Here is a 20838-nt window from a genome sequence, read left to right as displayed (position 1 = left end):
TCTTTTCTAAGCGAGATGCAAAAATAAAACTATTAATTACTTAGCATTAACAAAACCGATAACAGCCTCTGTAATATAGTTTATCTGTTCATCATCTAACTCTGTGTGCATTGGAAGCGATATCACCTCCTTCACCAATTGGTTCGTTATCGGAAAATCTACCTCTTTATAGCGTTTATTTTTATATGCCTCTTGCAAATGCAATGGAACAGGATAATAAACTCCATGCGGAATATCCTTAGATTGTAAATAAGCCGCCAATTCATCTCGCTTACCATTGGTTATTTTCAATGTGTATTGATGAAATACATGACAAGCATAATTTTGATTTTCCTCTGAAGCTTCTGCTATCATTTTAGGAACAACAATATTTTCTTGACCCTCAAATGCCTTCGAATACTTTCTAGCGGCAGCTCTGCGCTTTTCACAATACGAATCGAGCAATGGTAATTTAGATCTTAATACTACTGCTTGAATAGAATCTAATCGAGAATTCACTCCAACCACATCATGATAATACCTGCGATACATACCATGATTGACAATACCTCTAATGGTATGCGCTAAATCATCGTCATTGGTAAAAATAGCTCCACCATCTCCGTAACAGCCTAAATTCTTTGATGGAAAAAAAGATGTTGACCCTACATGACCCATAGTGCCTGCCTTTTTCTTACCACCATCTTTAAATGTATGGCTTGCACCAATTGCTTGTGCATTATCCTCTATTACAAAAAGATTATTTTTTTCAGCAATTTCTAAAACTGCATCCATATTTGCACATTGCCCGAAAAGATGCACGGGTACTATTGCTTTTGTTTTTGGAGTAATAGCGCGCTCGATTGCTTCAATATTTATATTGAAAGTATCTGGATCCACATCGACCAATACAGGGGTTAATTGCAACACTGCAATAACCTCAACTGTTGCGGCAAAAGTGAAATCGGCTGTAATCACTTCATCACCAGGCTTAAGACCCAGCCCCATCATGGCTATTTGCAAAGCATCTGTACCGTTTGCACATGGTATTACATGCTTAACCCCAAGATAGTTCTCTAATTCAGCTTGAAAAGCATGAACCTCTGGTCCATTAATATATGCTGAAGTTTCTAAAACCGAAGTTATTCCGTTATTTACTTGTTCTTTTATCTCTTGATACTGGCCTTTAAGATCGACCATTTGTATTTTTTTCACGAAGGATTTTTATAGCGTTATACAAAAATACAAAATGAGTCTATATGATTTTAGATGCATTTAGAAAAGAAAAAGTATTTTCGTATCAAAGTTTTCTACATTGCACTTCATCTACAATATTTTCGTTCAACTTTCCTGGCTACTCTTACAAGTAGTAGCGCTATTTAATCAAAAAATAAAACTTTTTGTTCAGGGACGAAAAAACACATTCCAGATATTAGACAAGCAAATATCGAGCAATGATAAAATAATATGGATACATGTTGCTTCATTAGGAGAGTTTGAACAAGGCCTTCCTATTATTGAAAAATTGAAAGGAATATATCCGACCAAAAAAATTGTAGTTACTTTTTTCTCACCATCGGGTTATGAAGTGAAAAAGAATACAAAGGCGGCTGATGTTGTTTGCTATATGCCTTTAGACACCATAAAAAACGTACGTAAATTTTTAAATAAAGTCCATCCAGAATTAGTGATTTTTATTAAATATGAAATATGGCCAAACTTTTTAAATGCATTGCAAAAAAGAAACATACCGACCATTTTAGTCTCTGCTATTTTCAAAAAAGATCAGATATACTTTAAAAGCTATGGCAACTTTATGCGGAAGGCCTTAAATAGATTTGACCATATTTTTGTACAAGATGAAAATTCCAAAAAATTATTAGCATCCATTAAGCTAAAAAACACAACTATTAGTGGTGACACAAGATTTGACCGTGTCGCTCAAATCTTAGAGCGCGACAATACGAATGAACTGATAGCAAAATTTAAACAAAACGAGACATGCATTGTTGCAGGAAGCTCTTGGCCCGAGGATGAAAAAATTTTAATTGAATCAATTAATGTTTCTAAAAGATCCGTGAAATGGGTTATTGCTCCACACAATATAAAGAGCGATCAAATTTTAAAACTAAAAAGTTCCATCAACAAAAAAGTCCTACTATTTTCTGAGAGTGATTTATCGACCATTCAAAACTTTGAGGTTTTAATAATTGACAATATTGGCCTATTAACGCAAATCTATAGTTACGCAGACCTGGCATATGTCGGCGGTGGTTTTGCTACTGGTTTACATAATACACTAGAACCTGCTGTATTTGGCATTCCAGTGATAATAGGCCCCAATTTTCAAGGTTTTAAAGAAGCAGAAGAATTAGTAGCGAACAAGGGCATTTATACGATTTACAATTACGAGGAATTTGAAAAATTACTTCACTTATTTTTAGACCAGAACCCCCGTATATTCTTAAATGAAACAGGTGCCATTAATACTACTTATGTTCAACGAAACAAAGGTGCTAGCGTCCAAATAACCGATTACATACGTACATTACTCTAACCTACAACGTTAGTTTAATGCAGTTCCTCAAAAAAATTATATCCCCCCTTTGCCTTATAACACTATTATTAGCCTGTAATAGCACTATTGAGAAAACAAAAGAAAAAAAGCCTTTAAAAAGATATGAAGGCATTGAGAAAATTAAAAAAAACCATAGAGAGATTGACAGTATAAATTCTTTAAAAAAGAAAAAAATCAAACAGTCAGATTCCCTAAAACCAAGTATAGCAGTACTATAATTAGATTATTTAATTTTTGTTAGTTTTACCTAAACCGTAAAACCAACTAAATGAATTCTAAACTTTTTCGAATATCACTTACTGCAGCACTTTCTGGGTTTCTATTTGGATTTGATACTGTAGTTATCTCTGGCGCGAATCTGCCAATTAAGGAACTTTGGGACACTTCGCCGTGGTTTCATGGTACATTTATTATGTCCATGGCTCTCTGGGGCACAGTGGTCGGATCTTTATTTGGCGGCATACCCTGTGACCGTTTTGGTAGAAAGAAGACACTGTTTTGGATTGGAATTCTATACGCAGTTTCAGCAATAGGTTCTGGAATCGCCACCGATCCCTATATGTTTTCATTCTTTAGGTTTGTGGGAGGTTTAGGTGTTGGTGCATCATCGGTAGCTGCGCCGATATATATATCTGAAATTTCTTCGCCAGAAAACAGAGGTAAACTTGGAGCTCTTTACCAATTCAACTTAGTATTGGGTATTCTAATTGCTTTTATTTCGAACTACCTACTACAAGGTGTTGGTGGAAGTAACGATTGGCGCTGGATGCTTGGCGTTGAAGCCATCCCCGCTTTATTATACACCATAATGGTTGTAAGCATACCCAACAGCCCTAGATGGCTCGCAATAACTAAAGGTGATGATGTTGGCGCTTTAAAAACATTAAAACTATTATACAACGAAGAACAGGCACAAATTAAATTAAAAGAAATAAAAGATAGTATGTCTATCTCTTCGGTAAAGGAAAAACTATTCTCTGGCCGCTATAGCAAACCGCTCTTACTAGCCTTTTTAATTGCATTTTTCAATCAATTATCAGGTATTAATTTTATACTATATTATGCCCCGGAAATTCTGGAGCGAGCAGGTCTTGCAGCACAAGAATCATTATTCAGCTCTATCGCTATAGGCATTGTAAATCTAATTTTCACTTTTGTTGGAGTTTGGTTAATTGATAAATTAGGTAGAAGACAACTAATAAAAATTGGATCATACGGCTATATTATTAGTCTTAGCATGGTAGGCTGGTGCTTTTATTCTGGTGCCAGCTCAGCGTTATTATTAACTTTTGTGCTAGTATTTATAGCTTCTCATGCAGTAGGCCAAGGTGCCGTTATTTGGGTTTTCATCTCGGAGATATTCCCGAATAAAGTTCGTGCATATGGTCAATCTTGGGGCACAGGTACACATTGGGTTTTTGCTGCAATAATAACATTAGTTACACCTATATTTTTAGATGCTAATGATGGAATATTCAAAGACAATCCTTGGCCGATTTTTATCTTCTTTGCATTTATGATGGTACTACAATTACTATTTGTGATTTTCATGATGCCCGAGACAAAAGGGGTATCCTTGGAGGAGTTAAGCAAAACACTAAGTGGAGAAAAAAAGACCAACTAAAATTTCTTTAAAACAAGTTGTCGAATATTTTTGCAGTACAACGTACTAATAAAATAAGTTTTATACCAATCATCGAATTAACATAACTCACTGCAATACAGACACTTTTTTTTATTATATTTATTCAAACTAGTAAATTAATTATATGGAAACTGATATTACATTTGGAACCCGTCTATTAAACGGATTTTTAAAAGTTATGGTCTTTTTTCTGGTTATTACTTTAATTGCTGTCGTTGTAGGTCTTCTACTCGTCGGTGTTGGAGTTCTTTAATTAGATTAATATTTCAATTCCCAAATTGAATCTAATTCCTATTTATAATTAAAAATTTGATTTTGACAAAAAAAGATAGCCTTGACAGATGTCAAGGCTTTTTTTTATTTCCTTTTATAAATAAACAAAGCCACCTACTAATGCAGATGGCTTTGTACTGACCAATTCAAAATATCAAAAATGACATCTTAATATAATAGACTGATCTAAACTATAAATGTTACAATTTTAAACCACTATTTCTTACCAATAATATGTAACACGTCAAAGGTTTTCTTAACAATTAATGTATTCCCATTACTTACGTTTAGATCTTTAGAAGAAATCTCTTCGTTATCAATTTCTACTTTAAGAATTTTAAATGGTAAACCATGTAAATTAATTTTCAATGTTTCATATGAAGTAATATACTTGCCTGCTTTGTACTGTTGTATAATTATTTCATCTTCTTTACCTGTAAAACTAAAGTTTCGTTCGCTGTACACTCCATTTCCATACTCAAAACCATCATTGGCATCTTCATACACCATCGACATTTCTTTTCCTTCTTTATAGTATACATCTAAAACTAGTTCTGTAATTTCCTTTTCCCCTACGTACTGTTGAATAGGATATTTTGGAATAATTGCACCCTCACGAATAAAAATTGGCATGAAATCTAAATCGGCATCTACCCATTGTTCTTTTCCACCAATAACAACTGCATCATCCCAGAAATTATACCATCTACCTCTAGGCACATACATCCTTCTTCCTTTTGCATTAGGTTCAATTATAGGACAAACCAATATATGATCACCAACTACAAATTCGTCTGTTCTAAAATGCGTTTGTGGATCTGCCTGATCTATCATTACTAACGATTTCAACATTGGCACTCCCTCATTTGCATACTGCCAGAAGGTACTATATAAATAAGGTAATAACTGATATCTAATCTCAATAAATTTACGAACAACATCAGTAATACCTTCATCAAATGCCCAAGGTTCTTGATCTCCATGATCTCCAGATGAGTGTGTTCTACAAAATGGGTGAAAAATACCCAATTGAATCCAACGTGCATACAATTCGCCATTCGGCTGTTCAGCAAAACCACCAATATCAGAGCCAATAAAAGAAAAACCGGACATACACATACGTTGTGCTTGAATATTAGCTATCCATAGATGTTCCCAATTTGCAACATTATCACCTGTCCATGAAGAAGTATAACGCTGAGTTCCTGAGTATGCTGCTCTTGTTATTACAAATGGTCTTTTTGGATAAATAAACTTCTTAACTCCATGATAGGTTGCCCTAGCCATTTGCATACCATATACATTATGTGCTTTTCTATGACTACATGGATTACCATCATAATCGTGTCTCACATCATTTGGAAAAGTTTTGTTTGGCACCTCCATTACTGCAGGTTCATTCATATCATTCCAAACACCGCGTACTCCAATATCTTCTATCAATTCTTTATACAATCCTGCCCACCATTCTCTAACCTCCGGCTTTGTGAAGTCTGGGAAATAACATTCTCCTGGCCAAACTTTACCTTTCATATATGGACCGTCTGCTCTTTTACAGAAATAATCCTTCTCTAGTGCTTCTTGAAAAACATCATTTTCAGGATCTATTTTGATTCCTGGATCAATAATTACCACCGTCTTAAAGCCATCATCTTCCAACTCCTTTACCATTCTTTTAGGGTCTGGGAAATAATCTTTATTCCACGTAAAACACCTAAAACCTTCCATATAATCTATATCGAGATAGATTGCATCACAAGGGATCTGTAATTCTCTAAATTTATTGGTAATTTCTTTGACTTTAGACTCTGGATAATAACTCCATTTACATTGGTGATAACCCAACGCCCAAAGTGGTGGTAAATGGTGTGGCTTTCCAGTTAAATCGGTATAATCGGCAACCACATCAGCCATATCCGGACCATAAATGAAATAATAATTCATTTCACCCCCTTGTGCCCAAAAGCTTGTTACATTTCTGCGTTCACTTGAAAAATCGAAATATGAACGGAACGTATTGTCAAAAAAGATTCCATAAGCCTTCGTTTTATGCAAACCGACATAAAAAGGAATTGTTTTATATATTGGATCAGTATCCTTAGAATACGCATATGAATCTGTAACCCAGTTCTCAAAGCGCTTTCCTTTTAAATTTAAATGAACAGGCTTATCACCAAGACCATAAAAGCTTTCGCCTTCTTGACTCACTTTACTCATTTTAACTACGTTACCACCAAACTCATAACTCTCTTCCCAATGAAAACCTAATTCGTCTTCACTAAGTAAGGTTTTATCTTCGGCATCATAGATAGCTTTTCGCATATCTGATTTATGAATTTCACAAATCAATTTAGCAGTAGTAATGGTGTACTTATCATCATCTTCTGTTATCTCTAGATGATTATAACCTTCACTATGATATTTAGTTATTGCGTAGGAAAAATCTTGACTTATATCTTGATGGCTAGTATAGCGAAAACGCAATACTCCGTCTCTTAAAATCTTAACTTGTAAGAAAATATCATTATCTGCCTTAAAAATTAAGGTGTCAACATTTTTCTCATATGTAGCTATCTTACCCGGAAAAAGGTTACCCTTATATTCCAGTTCAGTATTAGTAATCATAGTTTTTATTTAGTTAATTACACACAAATGAAATCATTTCTGCTAAGAATAAAAATATTTTATAATGCATTTCACAAATTGCTGAATATCATCAAAATTCTTGTCAATTACATGAAATTATTTAAAATAAATACGAAAATAACATGACTTAATTATTCCCATTTTAAAACAATTACTCCTAATGGAGGTAAATTAATCGTTGCGGAATACAATTTATTGTGCCATGGTGACTTTTTAATTTTAATTGTTTTAGTATTTGAAACCCCACTACCTTCATACTTTTTTGAATCGCTATTAAATATTTCTTTTAGACTTCCTTTTCTTGGGAGTCCAACCTTATAATTCTCTCTAATTACAGGGGTCATATTACAAATAACGACAAGGTCATTTTCTTCATCATGCCCTTTTCTGATATAAGATAGCACTGAATTTTCAGCATCGCTGTGATCAATCCACTCAAAACCTTCGCTACTAAACTGCTTTTCATATAACGCAGGCATGCTTTTGTACAGCATATTTAAATCTGTAACGTATTTCTTTACCCCATTATGAAAGTCATATTGTAACAAATGCCAATCTAAACTTCCTTGAAAATTCCATTCTTCACTTTGGCCAAACTCAGAACCCATAAAAATTAAATTGGTTCCAGGATGCGTAAACATATAGCCATATAACAGTCTGAGATTCGCATATTGCTGCCACTCATCACCAGTCATACGGCCTTTTATTGACTTTTTACCATAAACAACTTCGTCATGCGAGAGTGGTAACATAAAATTCTCTGAAAAGGCATAGGTCATGCTAAATGTAATATCATTTTGATGGTGCCGTCTATAAATACCTTCTTTTTGAAAATATTCAAGCGTATCGTGCATCCAACCCATCATCCATTTCATTCCAAAGCCCAAACCTCCTAAATCTATAGGTTTAGAAACTCCAGTAAAATTGGTAGATTCCTCTGCTATTGTTTGAGTATCAGGATAATTCTCATACACTGCAGCATTTAACTCTTTAATAAAGTCTATTGCCTCTAAATTCTCATTACCTCCAAACTTATTTGGATCCCACTCCCCTTCTTCTCTAGAGTAATCTAAATATAACATTGACGCTACCGCATCTACCCGTAAACCATCTGCATGAAATTTATCGAGCCAAAACAATGCATTACTAATTAAGAAAGATTTTACTTCATTACGACCATAATTAAAAATTAAACTTTTCCAATCTGGATGATAACCTCTTTTTCTATCAGGATGTTCATAAAGGTGAGATCCGTCAAAAAAGCCAAGTCCATGGGCATCTTCAGGAAAATGTGAAGGAACCCAATCTAGAATTACACCAATATCATTCTGATGTAGTTTATCTACCAATAACATTAAGCCTTCTGGCTCACCAAAACGAGATGTTGGAGCAAAATATCCTGTTAACTGATAACCCCAAGATGGGTCATAAGGGTATTCCATTACAGGCATAAACTCTACATGGGTAAATTGCATTTCTTTAAGGTATGCTACTAGCTCTTCAGAAAGTTCAGCATAGGTTAAAGAACGATTTTCCTCCATTTTACGTTTCCATGAAGCTAAATGAACTTCATATACAGAATAAGGTTTATCAAGGGCGTTCTTATCTTTACGATAGCCCATCCAATCATTATCTTTCCATTTATAGTTGAAATCCCATACTACTGAAGCAGTTTTCGGAGGGTGTTCACAGCTCAAGGCAAAAGGATCTGCTTTTTCTGTTTGAATACCATAATTGTTGCTATGTATCTTGTATTTATAAGTTTCACCTTGCTTAACTCCTGGAATAAAACCTTCCCAGATACCAGAATCATCCCACCTCACATTTAATTTATGTTCTCCATCCGTCCAAAAGTTAAAATCGCCTATAACTGACACTTGATTCGCCGATGGAGCCCAAACTGCAAAATAAGTTCCTTTTTCACCATTTACTGTTATAAGATGTGAGCCAAACTTCTCATACATTCGATAATGCTTGCCAGCTTTTATTAGATCTACATCAAATTCGGTTAAAAGACTGTGTACAATAACGTTGCTCATATTTGGTTTTCTAGGTAAATACTGTTTTTAGTTTACTATAACAACCTGTTTATATTTCAAATAACTCACCTATATACTTTTAGCGTAACTTTTTTTTACTATCTAAATGAGTTTAAATTTCAACTTCTACAATTTACTTCAAACTATTTATTACCATGGTTGGGCATTAAATATCGTATTTCTATTTCGTTTTATCATTATATCAATAGTAATTTATTAGCACATAAATATATTTATACAGCACTACAACGCTATCGTAATGCAAATTGCTGAATTAAAACCAATTTTAAGGTTCAAATAAAATTAAGACAATGCCCTTTTGAAAAGATAGTTGAAGTATTTATTATTAAAGTTGATAAGCTAATGGATGCTTAAGATAAGAAAACTATCGTCTAAAAATTAATAGACAACAACTTTCAATTTGTATTTACATCAACTTAAAGAGCTACAAAACGGGTTATTATTCATTCACCGAACAAAGTATACCATTCGTCTGAAGCACTATCTCGGGGATAGCGTACAGCACCATTTTCCACCACATAAAATGACCATTTCACATCTAAAAAGGGTGTAATTCACAACATATAGCAAATGTGAGGCTTACTTCAATCTAACTTTGAATCAGAATTAAAAAACTCAAATCATGTCAAATAAAATTAAAAGTTCATTATTCTTAAGTTGTTTTATCGCAGTCTTTACTATTTATAACTTTAGCATAACTGATTCGGAAAACAATTATAACAATACTACCGAATTTGCTCATGCAGAACTTGAACAAGATGCTCCAGCTTTCGAATTAGAAGTTAAAAACAATAAATAATACATACTTAACCTACTAACTAACCGGGATCAATAAAAACTCAAATCATGTCAAATAAAATAAAAAGTTCATTATTCTTAAGCTCGTTCGTTTTTGCCCTTACTATTTATAATTTTAGTATTGATGAAACCGAGACCAACTTTAGCCACTCGTCTGAAAATATTGAAGGTAAATTTGAACAATTGACAATGATAGATAACCTACAATTTGAAGAAAACAATTAAAACATTACAAAACTAACTTAAAAGAAGGGCTCAGATATAAATCTGAGCCCTTCTTTTTTTTATTATTCGAACACTTCTACGAGCAAAATTCATTACAACCATTATGCTCTAATGACTATTTGCCTTAAATTGCTACAATAGCAATATAATTACCATATACTATCAGTCTCATGCATTATAATTGAAGGAAAGGATGAACTCAAATTCTTTTCAATACAAACGCTACAAGCCTTTATAATGACTAACATATATTCTTGTCATTATCTTTAATTCTACTTACTATTTATAGCACAACCTTTAAAAGTACACGCTATATTCTAGCTTGTGCTTTCAAACCATAAAAAATCAAAAAGTAGCTCGTCGTAGAAATCAAACATTTCATCCGAGGGCCTATATAACAGGAGCTAAACGCAATTATTTTCTACCACAAAAAAGAATCATTTCACATCAAAAAAGGGTGCTTTTCACAACAATTACCCAAAACGAGGCCTACTTCAATATAACTTTGAATCAGAATTAAAAACCTAAATCATGTCAAACAAAATCAAAAGTTCGTTATTCTTAAGTTGTTTTATCGCTGCACTTACATTATATAATTTCAGCATTACTGAAACACAAAATCATTATAGTGAATCAACTGAAATTGTTAAAGCTGAAATTGAACAAGTAACTGTCATTGACAACCTTAATTTTGAAGAAGCTCATTAAGGTTTTTTAATAGCTAGCAACAAAATATACCTACAACCAATTATATTGAAAAACTAAAAAACCCAAATCATGTCAAATAAAATCAAAAGCTCATTATTCTTAAGTTGTTTTATAGCTGTCTTTACTATTTACAATTTTAGCTTAACCGAAACCACTTCTAACAATACTGCAGAAATTGCAATTGCAGAACTAAATGAAATACCTACGCCAAACTATCTTTTGGAAGTAACAAAATAAGCCTACACTTAACCTACTTAAGAAATGAACTCAGATAAATCTGAGTTCATTTCTTTATTCACTTAATTACTAACACTTTAACCTTGTTTTTAGTCAATTAAAATATAATTTAGCAGTTAAACTATTATTGTGGTAGTATTAACTTAATATAACAACTCTTCTCATTTATATATGGTACTATTGCGGTAATTTACAAATACTCCAATGATGTATACCACTTACACCAATAGGTTTAAGAACTGTATTATAAATCCTGTTACAAATTATTTTAACAACAGAAACAACCCACTAAAGCTATGTGGTTTTTTGTTTTTAATAGCGGCTTTACTTTCAACAACTGTAACGCAAGGGCAATTAGAATGTGGTTCTGAACCTTTTCCTAACCAATGGACCGTACATGAATATTCAGCTAACCTATATACAGCGGTTTACACCTTTGCCAAGTATGATTTAGATGGAGATGGTCTTAAAGACATTGTTACTGGAGGATGGTGGTATAAAAATTCAGGGAATGCCTCTGACAATTGGACAAAAAGCACAATTGGTGGCAACTTTGGCAATATAGCTCATGTTCATGATTTTGATAATGATGGCGATATGGATTTATTAGGAACGACGTTAGGCTCCTCAAGAACTGAATATCAAAGTGTTCAACTTGTATGGGCAGAAAATGATGGATTTGGAGTTTTCACGCTACATACTAATTTACCAACTATCAACTCATCATGGTCCGAGCCTTTTCTTGCAGGTTTAGCAGGAGGCGATTTTGGATCAGGAGGTACATATCAAATGGCAATAAACTGGAATGGTGCAGAGCATACAAATGAACCCGTTCAATTACTCACACCAACAGTAACACCAACCATAGGAACATGGAGCTTAGAAGACATAAGTAATGATTCTTCTGGAGAAGATCTTCAGGCGGCTGATATCGATAATGATGGTGATTTAGATCTTTTTCAAGGGGTGAATTGGTTGGAAAATAATGGCTCAGGTACTTTTACTACACATTTAACAGGTTTAAGCTATGGCAGCACTCCAGATCGAGCACAATTAGCAGATTTTGATAAAGACGGTGATTTAGATGCTGTAGTAGGCCAATTAGGATATGGTTCTGATTCTAATAGATATGATTTTGCTTGGTTTGAAGCACCTGCAGACCCAACTCAAACTTGGGACAAGCATTTATTATCTACTGACGTTCATGGGAGTTTAAGTGTATTTGCTGCTGATATTGATTCTGATGGAGATGAAGACATAATCGTAGGTGAATGGTTAGGTTCAAGAAGATTAATGGCATTTGAAAATAATTTATGTAGCAACGAAGATTGGGAAATGCATGTCATTGATGATAGTCCTCAAAATTGGGAGCACCATGACGGCGCAAGAGTAGTAGATATAGATAATGATGGTGATTTAGATATTGTTTCCAATGGCTTTAAAAACCAAAAAGTAGTTAGAATTTATGAAAATTTGTCTACAATTGCAGCTAACCAAGACCCAGTTGCAAATGCTGGAAACAACAAAACAATTTCACTTCCAACCAATTCTACTACCATAAATGGAACTGGAAATGACCCAGATGGTGGAAATGTTTCCTTTTCTTGGTCGCAAACTAGTGGGCCAAATACCGCATCTTTAAACAACTCATCAACAGCTAACTTATCAGCTAACAACTTGTTAGAAGGGACTTATGTATTTAGACTAACGGTTACCGATGATGAAAATGATACTAATTATGATGAAATGTCTGTCACGGTAAATGCTGAACCGAATAATGATATACCGATAGTTAACGCTGGTAGTAATCAAAATATAACATTGCCAACAAATACAATTTCCTTAAATGGCTCTGGAAATGATCCTGATGGCGGCACTGTTACATTCACATGGACTCAAACAAGTGGCCCAAATACAGCGATGCTTTCTAATTTAAATACCACTGAATTAACTGCTACCAATTTAATCGAAGGCACTTATGTTTTTCAATTAAAAGGAACCGATAACGAAAACGATTCGGCATCAGACAATGTTACTGTAATTGTGGCACCACAAGCAAACTCTGATATTCCAGTGATTAATGCTGGAAGTGACCAAAATATAATACTCCCAACTAATATGTCAACCTTAATTGGATCAGGCAATGACCCAGATGGAGGCACTGTTACATTCTCGTGGATACAAATGAGTGGTCCAAACACGGCAACACTGACTAACACAAACACTTCTGATTTAACTGCTAGTGATTTAATCGAAGGCACCTATGTTTTTCAATTAACCGGCACCGATGACGAAAACGATTCGGCATCAGACGATGTTTCTGTCATTGTAACACCTCAAACAAACACCGATATTCCTTTAGTTAATGCTGGAGGCGACCAAAACATAATACTGCCAAGCAATACAAGCACCTTAAATGGTTCTGGCAATGACCCAGATGGTGGTACCGTAACATTTTTATGGACTCAAATTAATGGACCAAATACTGCTATTCTTAGCAATACAGATACTGCTGTTTTAACTACCAATGAATTAATTGAAGGAACGTATGTATTTCGATTAACCGTTACTGACAATGAAAACGATACTGCATTTGACGAAGTATCAATAGTTGTAAATACAGAAAGCAGCACTAATGAACCACCAAATGCAATTTTGGAATCAGATATTATTATTGGCGAATACCCTTTAACAGTAAATTTCACAGGAAATAATTCAACAGACGATTCTGCTATTTCCGCATATGCTTGGAATTTTGGCAATGGCGAAACTAGTGACATCGAAAATCCGAGTTATACTTATACTGCTCCTGGCACTTTCGAAGTTGAATTAACAGTTACGGATTCAGAAGGACTATTCAATAGCACTTCATTAACCATTACAATTAACACACCTGAAGTAATCGAGGAAGAATCTAATATTATTTTAGAAGTAAACCCAGCCAAAGAAGGCATAGCACGTATACTATTACAGAATAAACCAATGGGCACGGAGATAACCTCACTTTATTTACACGATGCGACAGGACGCTTAATAGAAACATTCCACATACAAGCAATTACATCAGATAATAACATTTACGAATTACCTATAAACACTCTCAGAGAGGGCTTATATTATATTAGCATTGACTTAAATAATGGCGAACAAGAAGCGCTAAGTTTAATCATAAAAAATTAAGATTAACCTCATTAGATTAAAATTCAATTAATCTTAAAAAAGTCTTCAAAACCCTATATTAATATAAGTTTTGAAGGCTTTTTCTTTCTATTACATTTGGTTAAATATTTGCCAAAATCAATATCTTCATTAAACCAAACCTCCCTTTACTAGTCAAAGATGTGTAATTAATAAAAAATAAACAGATGAAAAAAGTAATAGTATTAATGATGCTTTTAGTGGGCGTAACCACAATAGCACAAGATAAAAAAGAGAGAAATCACAGAGACGGTATGAAAGATTTAACAGCCGAACAGGTTGCTACTTTACAAACCAAGAAGATGACTTTAGCCCTAGATCTTTCTAACAAACAACAAACGCAAATTCAAGCAATTAATCTTGAACAAGCTACTACTAGAAAGGCTAAAATGGCAGAAAGAAAGGCAGCAAGAGAAGATGGCGAACGTAAAAAGCCTTCTTCCGAAGAACGTTATGCTATGCAAAATGCTCGATTAGATGCTCAAATTGCTCATAAATCTGAAATGAAGAGTATTCTTTCTGATGAACAATATGCTAAATGGGAAAAAATGAGCCATGCTAGAAAAAAGCGAGGTGGTAAACAGAGTAAAAAAAACACCAAAAGAAAATAGGTTGATAGTGAGAGTTGATTGATTGAAAAGGCCATCCGAGTTAACGGATGGCTTTTTGTATTTTATAAACCTTCAATATTATAAAGACAACTTCTCTACTGCTCCTATTGTTTTATCTAAATCTTCATACGAAAGGGCATCATTTAAAAAATAACTTTCAAAAGCACTTGGTGGCAAATAAATACCTTGTTCCAACATACCGTGAAAATACTTTTTAAATGTATCATTATTTCCTTTTGCTGAAGAGGCAAAATCAACAACAGGTTCATCCGTGAAATGCACCGAAATCATACTACCAAAGCGATTAATCTGAAAAGGAATTCCTTTTTTATTAAGGGCCATTTCTAAACCTTCATGTAAGTGTTTGGTTTTCTTGGATAGACTCTCGAAAACCACAGGTCTGTTATTTAATACTGTAAGCATTGCCAGACCAGCACTCATAGCCAATGGGTTTCCACTTAAAGTCCCTGCCTGATACACCGGACCATCTGGCGCCAAATGAGACATTATTTCATTGTTAGCTGCAAATGCTCCTACAGGTAATCCACCACCTATAACTTTCCCAAAGCACACTATATCAGCATCGATATTCAATGCTTCTTGTGCACCTCCTTTTCCTAATCTGAATCCGGTCATAACCTCATCAAAAATTAAAAGAATATTATTTTCAGTACACAGTGCTCGTAATCCGGTTATAAAATCATCAGAAGGTATAATACAGCCCATATTACCAGCCACAGGCTCAATAATAACAGCAGCAATTTCATTTGAATTCGCCTTCACTAAGGCTTCAACACTAGCTAAATCATTATAGTTTGCTAATAACGTATCTTTTGCTGTACCCTGCGTTACGCCAGGGCTATTAGGACTGCCGAAAGTCACAGCTCCACTCCCCGCCTGTATTAAGAAAGAATCTGAATGTCCATGATAACAGCCCGAAAACTTAATAATCTTATCTTTTCCTGTAAAACCACGAGCCAATCGAACAGCACTCATACAAGCTTCGGTACCACTATTAACAAATCGAATTTTATCAATATTTGGCACCATAGAAACTGCCAACTTCGCTAGTTCGGTTTCAATTTCGGTTGGCATACCAAATGAAGTTCCCTTTTTAGCTTTTTCAATAACTGCGTTAATTACCGGTTCGTAGGCATGACCTAAAATTAAAGGCCCCCACGACGCTATATAATCAATTAAACGATTTCCATCTTCATCATAGAGATAAGCACCTTTCGCTTCTTTTACAAAAATTGGATCTCCACCTACGGCTTTAAAAGCCCTTACTGGCGAATTTACTCCACCAGGAATATATTTTTTAGCTTCAGAAAATAAAGCACTGCTTCGTTTATAAATCATTATAAAATTTCTTGTATTACCTTAAATTTTCGAAAAATTACTTTAGACAATCAATCTACTCAACATCAACTATTATCTGTTGTCCAATAGCTAGATTTGAGTTATTCATTTTATTGAGACGTTTTATTTCAGATACTGATATCGCATACCTTCTAGAGATAGAATATAGAGTATCGCCCTGTTTTACTGTATGAATATTATCTGCATTACCTAACCCCGAAGATGCTATAACAACATCACTTCTTATCTCTGTTTGTAAATCGTATTGATATAATTTATGCCTTTCTATTAGTGAAATTAATTTCTGAGGGTATTTTTTATCGGTAGCATAACCTGCTTTACTTAAACCTTTTGCCCACTTCTTATAATCATATGGCTTAAAATCGAATAAGAAAGCATAGCGCGAACGCGAAGTTAAAAAATGACTATGATCACGATAGGAATACATAGGGTGATTGTATTTACGAAAACATTCGCCTTTTTCATCATCATCATGAAAATCATAATCTCCTTGCCAACCAGTATGACATTTTATTCCAAAATGATTGTTTGTTTTGGCCGCCAATGCACCCTTTCCAAATCCGCTCTCTAATAAACCTTGTGCCAAAGTAATACTAGCGGGAATACCAAAAGCCTTCATTTCAAATTGAGCAATTTCTGAAAACTCGTCTATATATTCTGCTATACTACCAATTTCAAATTTTTGAAATTTTCCAGAATCATTAGGCAAAGGATACAAACCATCATCCTCAGTACTGCTAGTTGTACTCTTTTTATCAACCACCACCTTAGGCCCTCTTTTACTTTGATCAGAGTATGTAACTTTTTGCTTCACCTTACAGCTAGAAACAGTAATTAAAATAGCACAAAACAAGATTATATTCTTAATCATATAGCGATTAATGGTTTGTTCTTTTTCTCTAAGATTTGATTCATTCCTGAAATGCCTTGTAGACCACCAGTATGAATAGCTAAAATTTGGGTTCCGGGTTTAAAACAGTCCTTTTGAATCATATCTATGATTCCATAAATCATTTTTCCCGTGTAAATTGGATCCAATACAATTTTGGTTTCTTTTTTAAAATTGTTTAAAAAATGAACCAACTCATCATTTACTTTAGCATAACCTCCAAAATGATAATCTGCTACTAAATCCCAATTTTTCTTCAGTACAAACTTACAAATATCTTCCTTTAAAAAATCACCCTTTAAGGCTGAAAAACCGAGAATCTGCTGTTTTGCACTACTCGAATTTATTATTCCTGATACAGTACCTCCCGTTCCTACAGCACAACAAACCACATTAAAATCTACATCATTTGCACCTAAAATTTCTTCACAACCCTTTACAGCTAATTTGTTAGTTCCTCCTTCAGGAAGCAAAAAAAAGTTTCCAAATTCCTTTTTTAAATCGGCAATAAATCTCTCATTTTCCTTATTTCTATAGGCACTTCTCGATATAAATTTGAATTGCATACCATACTCATGAGCTAATTTTAAAGTTGGATTACTTATAAAGTTTTCATTTAGCTCTTCGCCTCTTATAATGCCTATTGTTTTTAACCCATACTCATTGCCTGCACAAGCCGTTGCTGCAATATGATTAGAAAATGCGCCACCAAAAGTTAAAATTGTATCATGTTTATCCTGCTTGGCTTCAAGCAAATTATATTTCAATTTACGGAACTTATTACCTGATATAACGGGGTGCAACAAATCTTCACGCTTTACAAAAAGCGAAATCTTTTTTTTATTTAAAATTGAAAGTTGTATTTCTTGGTTCTCGCTCAATACTTTGGATATTAAACCCAAAGATATTTAATAAAGCTAAAAGGTGTACGTTGAGAAGTATAGTCTAAATTATCTTCGTGTAAATAAGCCTCTCTTTCAAAACTAATATTTTGATATCCTTTATACCTATCAAAATAATATAGTGACTTTATAATCCATTCAGATACATAGAAAATATAAAAAGGAATTACCAACAACTCTAATTGTTGTTTAAGATGTATTTTCTCATGATTAATTAAAGAAACATCACTCTTTAAAGCGTCATTCTTTAAAATAATGAAAGGCCAAAGAGAAAGGCCTACATAATTCTTGCGGAAAAAATGTTTAAAAACTAAAATCATATTCTGACTTTTAAACGTTTTTTAATAAAGATAATTGTTAAAAAACTCGTCATAACATAAAACCAAAAATCTTGCCAACTATTATCTAAAGTCGATTTAACTATTGATTTATACTATTAAAGACACATTTTCAAACGATATTACTACATCCATAGCAAAAAATCAAGTAATTTTATACTTGAATTAATATCAAATCAAGGTTTGTGAAGAAGCATATACCTATTGAAGAAGGTGATTTTTACTGGTCTGAAGAGGGGTATCGTGTTTTCACAAAGCAATACCATTTAAAAAGAGGCTACTGTTGTGAAAGTGGTTGCAGACATTGCCCATATGGCTATGACTCTAAAACTAATTCGCAGTAAACATAGTTAAGATTATGCATACATAATGGTTCGGCATAGTTTTTGAAGCTTAATCAATTAGAACAAACTGAATCTAATTCTAAAAATATCCGCTATGAAAAAAGTTAGAAATTTTGCACTTCCAGTACTTGTTTTAATGCTTTTAGCATCTTGTACTTCAGTGCGTGTATTATCCGATTACGATAAAGAGGCGAATTTTAATACCTACAAATCATATGCTTTTTATAAAACAGGAATTGACAAAGCTCATATTTCTGATTTAGATAAGAAGAGAATTTTAAGAGCCATTGAATCTGAAATGGATACTCGAGGCTTTGTAAAATCTGAAGATCCAGACATATTAGTAAGTATTTTTACAAAAGAAAAAGAACAAGTAGACATTTACAACAATTACTGGGGTGGTGGTTTCGGTTGGGGATGGAGCCCATTTTATTATGGTGGATATGGCCCAGGTTGGGGTGGAAATAATATCCAAAGCAGAACTGAAGGTTCGTTATACATTGATCTAATTGATGCTAAAAACAAAGAATTAGTTTGGCAAGGCAAAGGAATTGGAAACCTAGGAAACACTACCAATATTGAAAAGAAAGAAGCTCGAATTAAAGAATTTGTAACTAAAATACTTGAAGCATATCCTCCTTCTTTAGAAACAACAAAATAAGGGCTATAATGTTATATTTAAAAGCCTCCTATCGAACGATAGGGGGCTTTTTTTTGTAACTTTCGCTTAGAACAACATATTATTATATCATAAAATGAAATCTCTAATTTCCACTATTTTTTGTCTATTTATTGTCCAAATTGCTTTATGTCAAAACAAGTATGAACGCAATTTTGATGAAAACAAAGTTCCGCAATTTGAAGTACCGAATCCGCTCGTGACCTTTGAAGGTATAAAAATCAACTCTGCTCAAGAATGGACACAAAAGCGAAGACCTGAACTTTTTTCATTCTTTGAAGAAAATGTATATGGAAAAGTACCTGACACTATTGATGACTTATCATTTGAAATTCTAGAACAAGGCAATAATGCTATTAACAATAAAGCAACTCGTAAACAAGTAAAAATCACAATTGCTAAAAACAACGATGCTATTAGCTTTACGGTTTTAATTTATTTGCCAAAAGGAATAGCAAACGCTCCAATATTTCTTAGTACGAATTTTAGAGGAAATCACACTATAAATGAGGATCCAAATATTATTATAACTGATGCTTGGGTTCCGAATACGAAAGAACTGGGGATTACAGATCACAAAGCTAAAGAATCATCACGTGGCACACGTACTAACCGATGGCCTGTAGAAAAAATTATTGATGGTGGTTTTGGACTTGCTACAATATATTATGGCGAAATTGACCCTGATAAAAATGATTTTTCTGATGGATTACATGCTCTTTTTTACAATGAAGGTCAAAAAAATCCAAAGCCTAATGAATGGGGAAGTATCACCGCTTGGGCTTTTGCGCTGAGTAAAACCTTAGACTATTTTGAATCAGATGCAACTATTGATGAAAATAGAACAGTTGTTTTTGGACATTCGCGATTAGGTAAAACTTCACTTTGGGCTGGAGCTACAGACCAGAGATTTGCAGGTGTTATTTCTAACGATTCAGGTTGCGGTGGGGCAACACTTTCTAAACGTAAATTCGGCGAAACCATCGCTATTATCAATACTTCTTTCCCCCATTGGTTTAATGACAATTTTAATCAATATAATGAAAATGAACCTGCATTACCCGTAGACCAACATGAATTATTAGCATTAATAGCACCAAGACCATTATATGTTGCCAGTGCACAAGATGATGAGTGGGCTGACCCAAGAGGTGAATTTCTTTCAACACATTACGCTTCTGCCGTCTACGATTTATTTGAAAAGAAAGGAATTTCTACGACCGAGATGCCAAAGGTGAACCAACCGATACAAAACACGATTGCATATCATATTAGAACCGGCAAACATGATGTTACCGATTTCGACTGGGAACAATATATTAAATGGGCGAAAATAAATATTGAATAA

18 protein-coding genes are annotated in these 20838 nt (G+C 33.9%); 11 read left to right on the top strand and 7 right to left on the bottom strand.

The genetic code is table 11. The annotated features are described in order from the left end of the window. Positions 1-36: 36 nt before the first annotated feature. A complete protein-coding gene (locus tag UH7x_RS10980; RefSeq protein ID WP_482359982.1) occupies positions 37-1194 on the bottom strand; it encodes a DegT/DnrJ/EryC1/StrS family aminotransferase in 1158 nt (385 codons plus the stop codon). 100 nt (positions 1195-1294) lie between these two features. On the opposite strand from UH7x_RS10980, the gene UH7x_RS10975 reads away from it, so the two are divergent. Both UH7x_RS10975 and UH7x_RS10970 read left to right on the top strand, forming a co-directional pair. Further along, on the top strand, positions 1295-2536 hold the full coding sequence (locus tag UH7x_RS10975; protein ID WP_482359981.1) for a 3-deoxy-D-manno-octulosonic acid transferase: 1242 nt from the start codon (positions 1295-1297) through the stop codon (positions 2534-2536). 289 nt (positions 2537-2825) lie between these two features. Beyond that, positions 2826-4181, top strand: a complete 1356-nt coding sequence (locus UH7x_RS10970; protein WP_482359980.1) for a sugar porter family MFS transporter — start codon at positions 2826-2828, stop codon at positions 4179-4181. Between the two features lie 510 nt (positions 4182-4691). On the opposite strand, the gene UH7x_RS10965 is transcribed toward UH7x_RS10970, so the two are convergent. Next, the gene (locus tag UH7x_RS10965; protein WP_482359979.1) at positions 4692-7100 is read right to left on the bottom strand and encodes a glycoside hydrolase family 31 protein; all 2409 of its coding nucleotides are present in this window, start codon (positions 7098-7100) and stop codon (positions 4692-4694) included. Between the two features lie 152 nt (positions 7101-7252). Continuing rightward, complete coding sequence (gene glgB / locus UH7x_RS10960; protein ID WP_482359978.1) at positions 7253-9160, bottom strand: 1,4-alpha-glucan branching protein GlgB; 1908 nt, start codon at positions 9158-9160, stop codon at positions 7253-7255. A gap of 643 nt (positions 9161-9803) precedes the next feature. On the opposite strand from glgB, the gene UH7x_RS10955 reads away from it, so the two are divergent. From UH7x_RS10955 to UH7x_RS10930, 6 genes are all read left to right on the top strand, one after another. Beyond that, positions 9804-9980 carry a hypothetical protein gene (locus UH7x_RS10955; RefSeq protein ID WP_482359977.1) on the top strand — a complete coding sequence of 59 codons (177 nt, stop codon included), beginning with the start codon at positions 9804-9806 and terminating at the stop codon, positions 9978-9980. 47 nt (positions 9981-10027) lie between these two features. After that, complete coding sequence (locus tag UH7x_RS10950; protein WP_482359976.1) at positions 10028-10204, top strand: hypothetical protein; 177 nt, start codon at positions 10028-10030, stop codon at positions 10202-10204. 531 nt (positions 10205-10735) lie between these two features. Beyond that, positions 10736-10912, top strand: a complete 177-nt coding sequence (locus tag UH7x_RS10945) for a hypothetical protein (protein ID WP_482359975.1) — start codon at positions 10736-10738, stop codon at positions 10910-10912. Between the two features lie 69 nt (positions 10913-10981). Continuing rightward, positions 10982-11149, top strand: coding sequence for a hypothetical protein (locus UH7x_RS10940; protein WP_482359974.1), 168 nt, complete (start codon positions 10982-10984; stop codon positions 11147-11149). Positions 11150-11353: 204 nt separating this feature from the next. Further along, positions 11354-14329 carry a PKD domain-containing protein gene (locus tag UH7x_RS10935; RefSeq protein ID WP_482359973.1) on the top strand — a complete coding sequence of 992 codons (2976 nt, stop codon included), beginning with the start codon at positions 11354-11356 and terminating at the stop codon, positions 14327-14329. A 185-nt stretch (positions 14330-14514) separates the two neighbouring features. Continuing rightward, positions 14515-14958 carry a hypothetical protein gene (locus UH7x_RS10930; protein WP_482359972.1) on the top strand — a complete coding sequence of 148 codons (444 nt, stop codon included), beginning with the start codon at positions 14515-14517 and terminating at the stop codon, positions 14956-14958. A gap of 78 nt (positions 14959-15036) precedes the next feature. On the opposite strand, the gene hemL is transcribed toward UH7x_RS10930, so the two are convergent. From hemL to UH7x_RS10910, 4 genes are read right to left on the bottom strand one after another with little or no spacing between them, the layout of a single operon-like run. Then, positions 15037-16317 (bottom strand): glutamate-1-semialdehyde 2,1-aminomutase, encoded by a 1281-nt coding sequence (hemL, locus tag UH7x_RS10925; protein ID WP_482359971.1) that lies wholly within the window; start codon positions 16315-16317, stop codon positions 15037-15039. Between the two features lie 55 nt (positions 16318-16372). Next, positions 16373-17209: a glucosaminidase domain-containing protein gene (locus tag UH7x_RS10920; RefSeq protein ID WP_482359970.1), complete on the bottom strand. Its 837-nt coding sequence runs from the start codon at positions 17207-17209 to the stop codon at positions 16373-16375. After that, complete coding sequence (locus UH7x_RS10915; protein ID WP_482359969.1) at positions 17206-18108, bottom strand: 1-aminocyclopropane-1-carboxylate deaminase/D-cysteine desulfhydrase; 903 nt, start codon at positions 18106-18108, stop codon at positions 17206-17208. The genes UH7x_RS10920 and UH7x_RS10915 overlap by 4 nt, the downstream gene beginning before the upstream one ends. Before the next feature lie 11 nt (positions 18109-18119). After that, positions 18120-18449, bottom strand: a complete 330-nt coding sequence (locus UH7x_RS10910; protein ID WP_482359968.1) for a hypothetical protein — start codon at positions 18447-18449, stop codon at positions 18120-18122. 203 nt (positions 18450-18652) lie between these two features. On the opposite strand from UH7x_RS10910, the gene UH7x_RS10905 reads away from it, so the two are divergent. The 3 genes from UH7x_RS10905 to UH7x_RS10895 all read left to right on the top strand — a co-directional run bounded on the left by UH7x_RS10905 (position 18653) and on the right by UH7x_RS10895 (position 20838). Continuing rightward, complete coding sequence (locus tag UH7x_RS10905) at positions 18653-18811, top strand: C1orf53 family protein (protein ID WP_482359967.1); 159 nt, start codon at positions 18653-18655, stop codon at positions 18809-18811. 94 nt (positions 18812-18905) lie between these two features. Beyond that, positions 18906-19472 (top strand): DUF4136 domain-containing protein, encoded by a 567-nt coding sequence (locus UH7x_RS10900; protein WP_482359966.1) that lies wholly within the window; start codon positions 18906-18908, stop codon positions 19470-19472. Between the two features lie 94 nt (positions 19473-19566). Next, entirely contained in the window at positions 19567-20838 is a 1272-nt protein-coding gene (locus tag UH7x_RS10895; RefSeq protein ID WP_482359965.1) for a glucuronyl esterase domain-containing protein, read from the top strand.

Source organism: Aurantibacter sp. UH7 (assembly GCF_056839165.1).
The sequence above is the reverse complement of the archived record's forward strand: the minus strand, read 5'-3'. Positions and strand labels throughout refer to the sequence as shown.

Bases quoted from the DNA above. Each gene is read 5' to 3' on its own strand.
- hemL (WP_482359971.1), bottom strand. From the start codon at position 16,317: ATGATTTATAAACGAAGCAGTGCTTTATTTTCTGAAGCTAAAAAATAT.
- UH7x_RS10950 (WP_482359976.1), top strand. From the start codon at position 10,028: ATGTCAAATAAAATAAAAAGTTCATTATTCTTAAGCTCGTTCGTTTTT.
- UH7x_RS10895 (WP_482359965.1), top strand. From the start codon at position 19,567: ATGAAATCTCTAATTTCCACTATTTTTTGTCTATTTATTGTCCAAATT.
- UH7x_RS10920 (WP_482359970.1), bottom strand. From the start codon at position 17,209: ATGATTAAGAATATAATCTTGTTTTGTGCTATTTTAATTACTGTTTCT.
- UH7x_RS10935 (WP_482359973.1), top strand. From the start codon at position 11,354: ATGATGTATACCACTTACACCAATAGGTTTAAGAACTGTATTATAAAT.
- UH7x_RS10900 (WP_482359966.1), top strand. From the start codon at position 18,906: ATGAAAAAAGTTAGAAATTTTGCACTTCCAGTACTTGTTTTAATGCTT.
- UH7x_RS10965 (WP_482359979.1), bottom strand. From the start codon at position 7,100: ATGATTACTAATACTGAACTGGAATATAAGGGTAACCTTTTTCCGGGT.
- UH7x_RS10955 (WP_482359977.1), top strand. From the start codon at position 9,804: ATGTCAAATAAAATTAAAAGTTCATTATTCTTAAGTTGTTTTATCGCA.
- glgB (WP_482359978.1), bottom strand. From the start codon at position 9,160: ATGAGCAACGTTATTGTACACAGTCTTTTAACCGAATTTGATGTAGAT.
- UH7x_RS10930 (WP_482359972.1), top strand. From the start codon at position 14,515: ATGAAAAAAGTAATAGTATTAATGATGCTTTTAGTGGGCGTAACCACA.
- UH7x_RS10940 (WP_482359974.1), top strand. From the start codon at position 10,982: ATGTCAAATAAAATCAAAAGCTCATTATTCTTAAGTTGTTTTATAGCT.
- UH7x_RS10970 (WP_482359980.1), top strand. From the start codon at position 2,826: ATGAATTCTAAACTTTTTCGAATATCACTTACTGCAGCACTTTCTGGG.
- UH7x_RS10910 (WP_482359968.1), bottom strand. From the start codon at position 18,449: ATGATTTTAGTTTTTAAACATTTTTTCCGCAAGAATTATGTAGGCCTT.
- UH7x_RS10945 (WP_482359975.1), top strand. From the start codon at position 10,736: ATGTCAAACAAAATCAAAAGTTCGTTATTCTTAAGTTGTTTTATCGCT.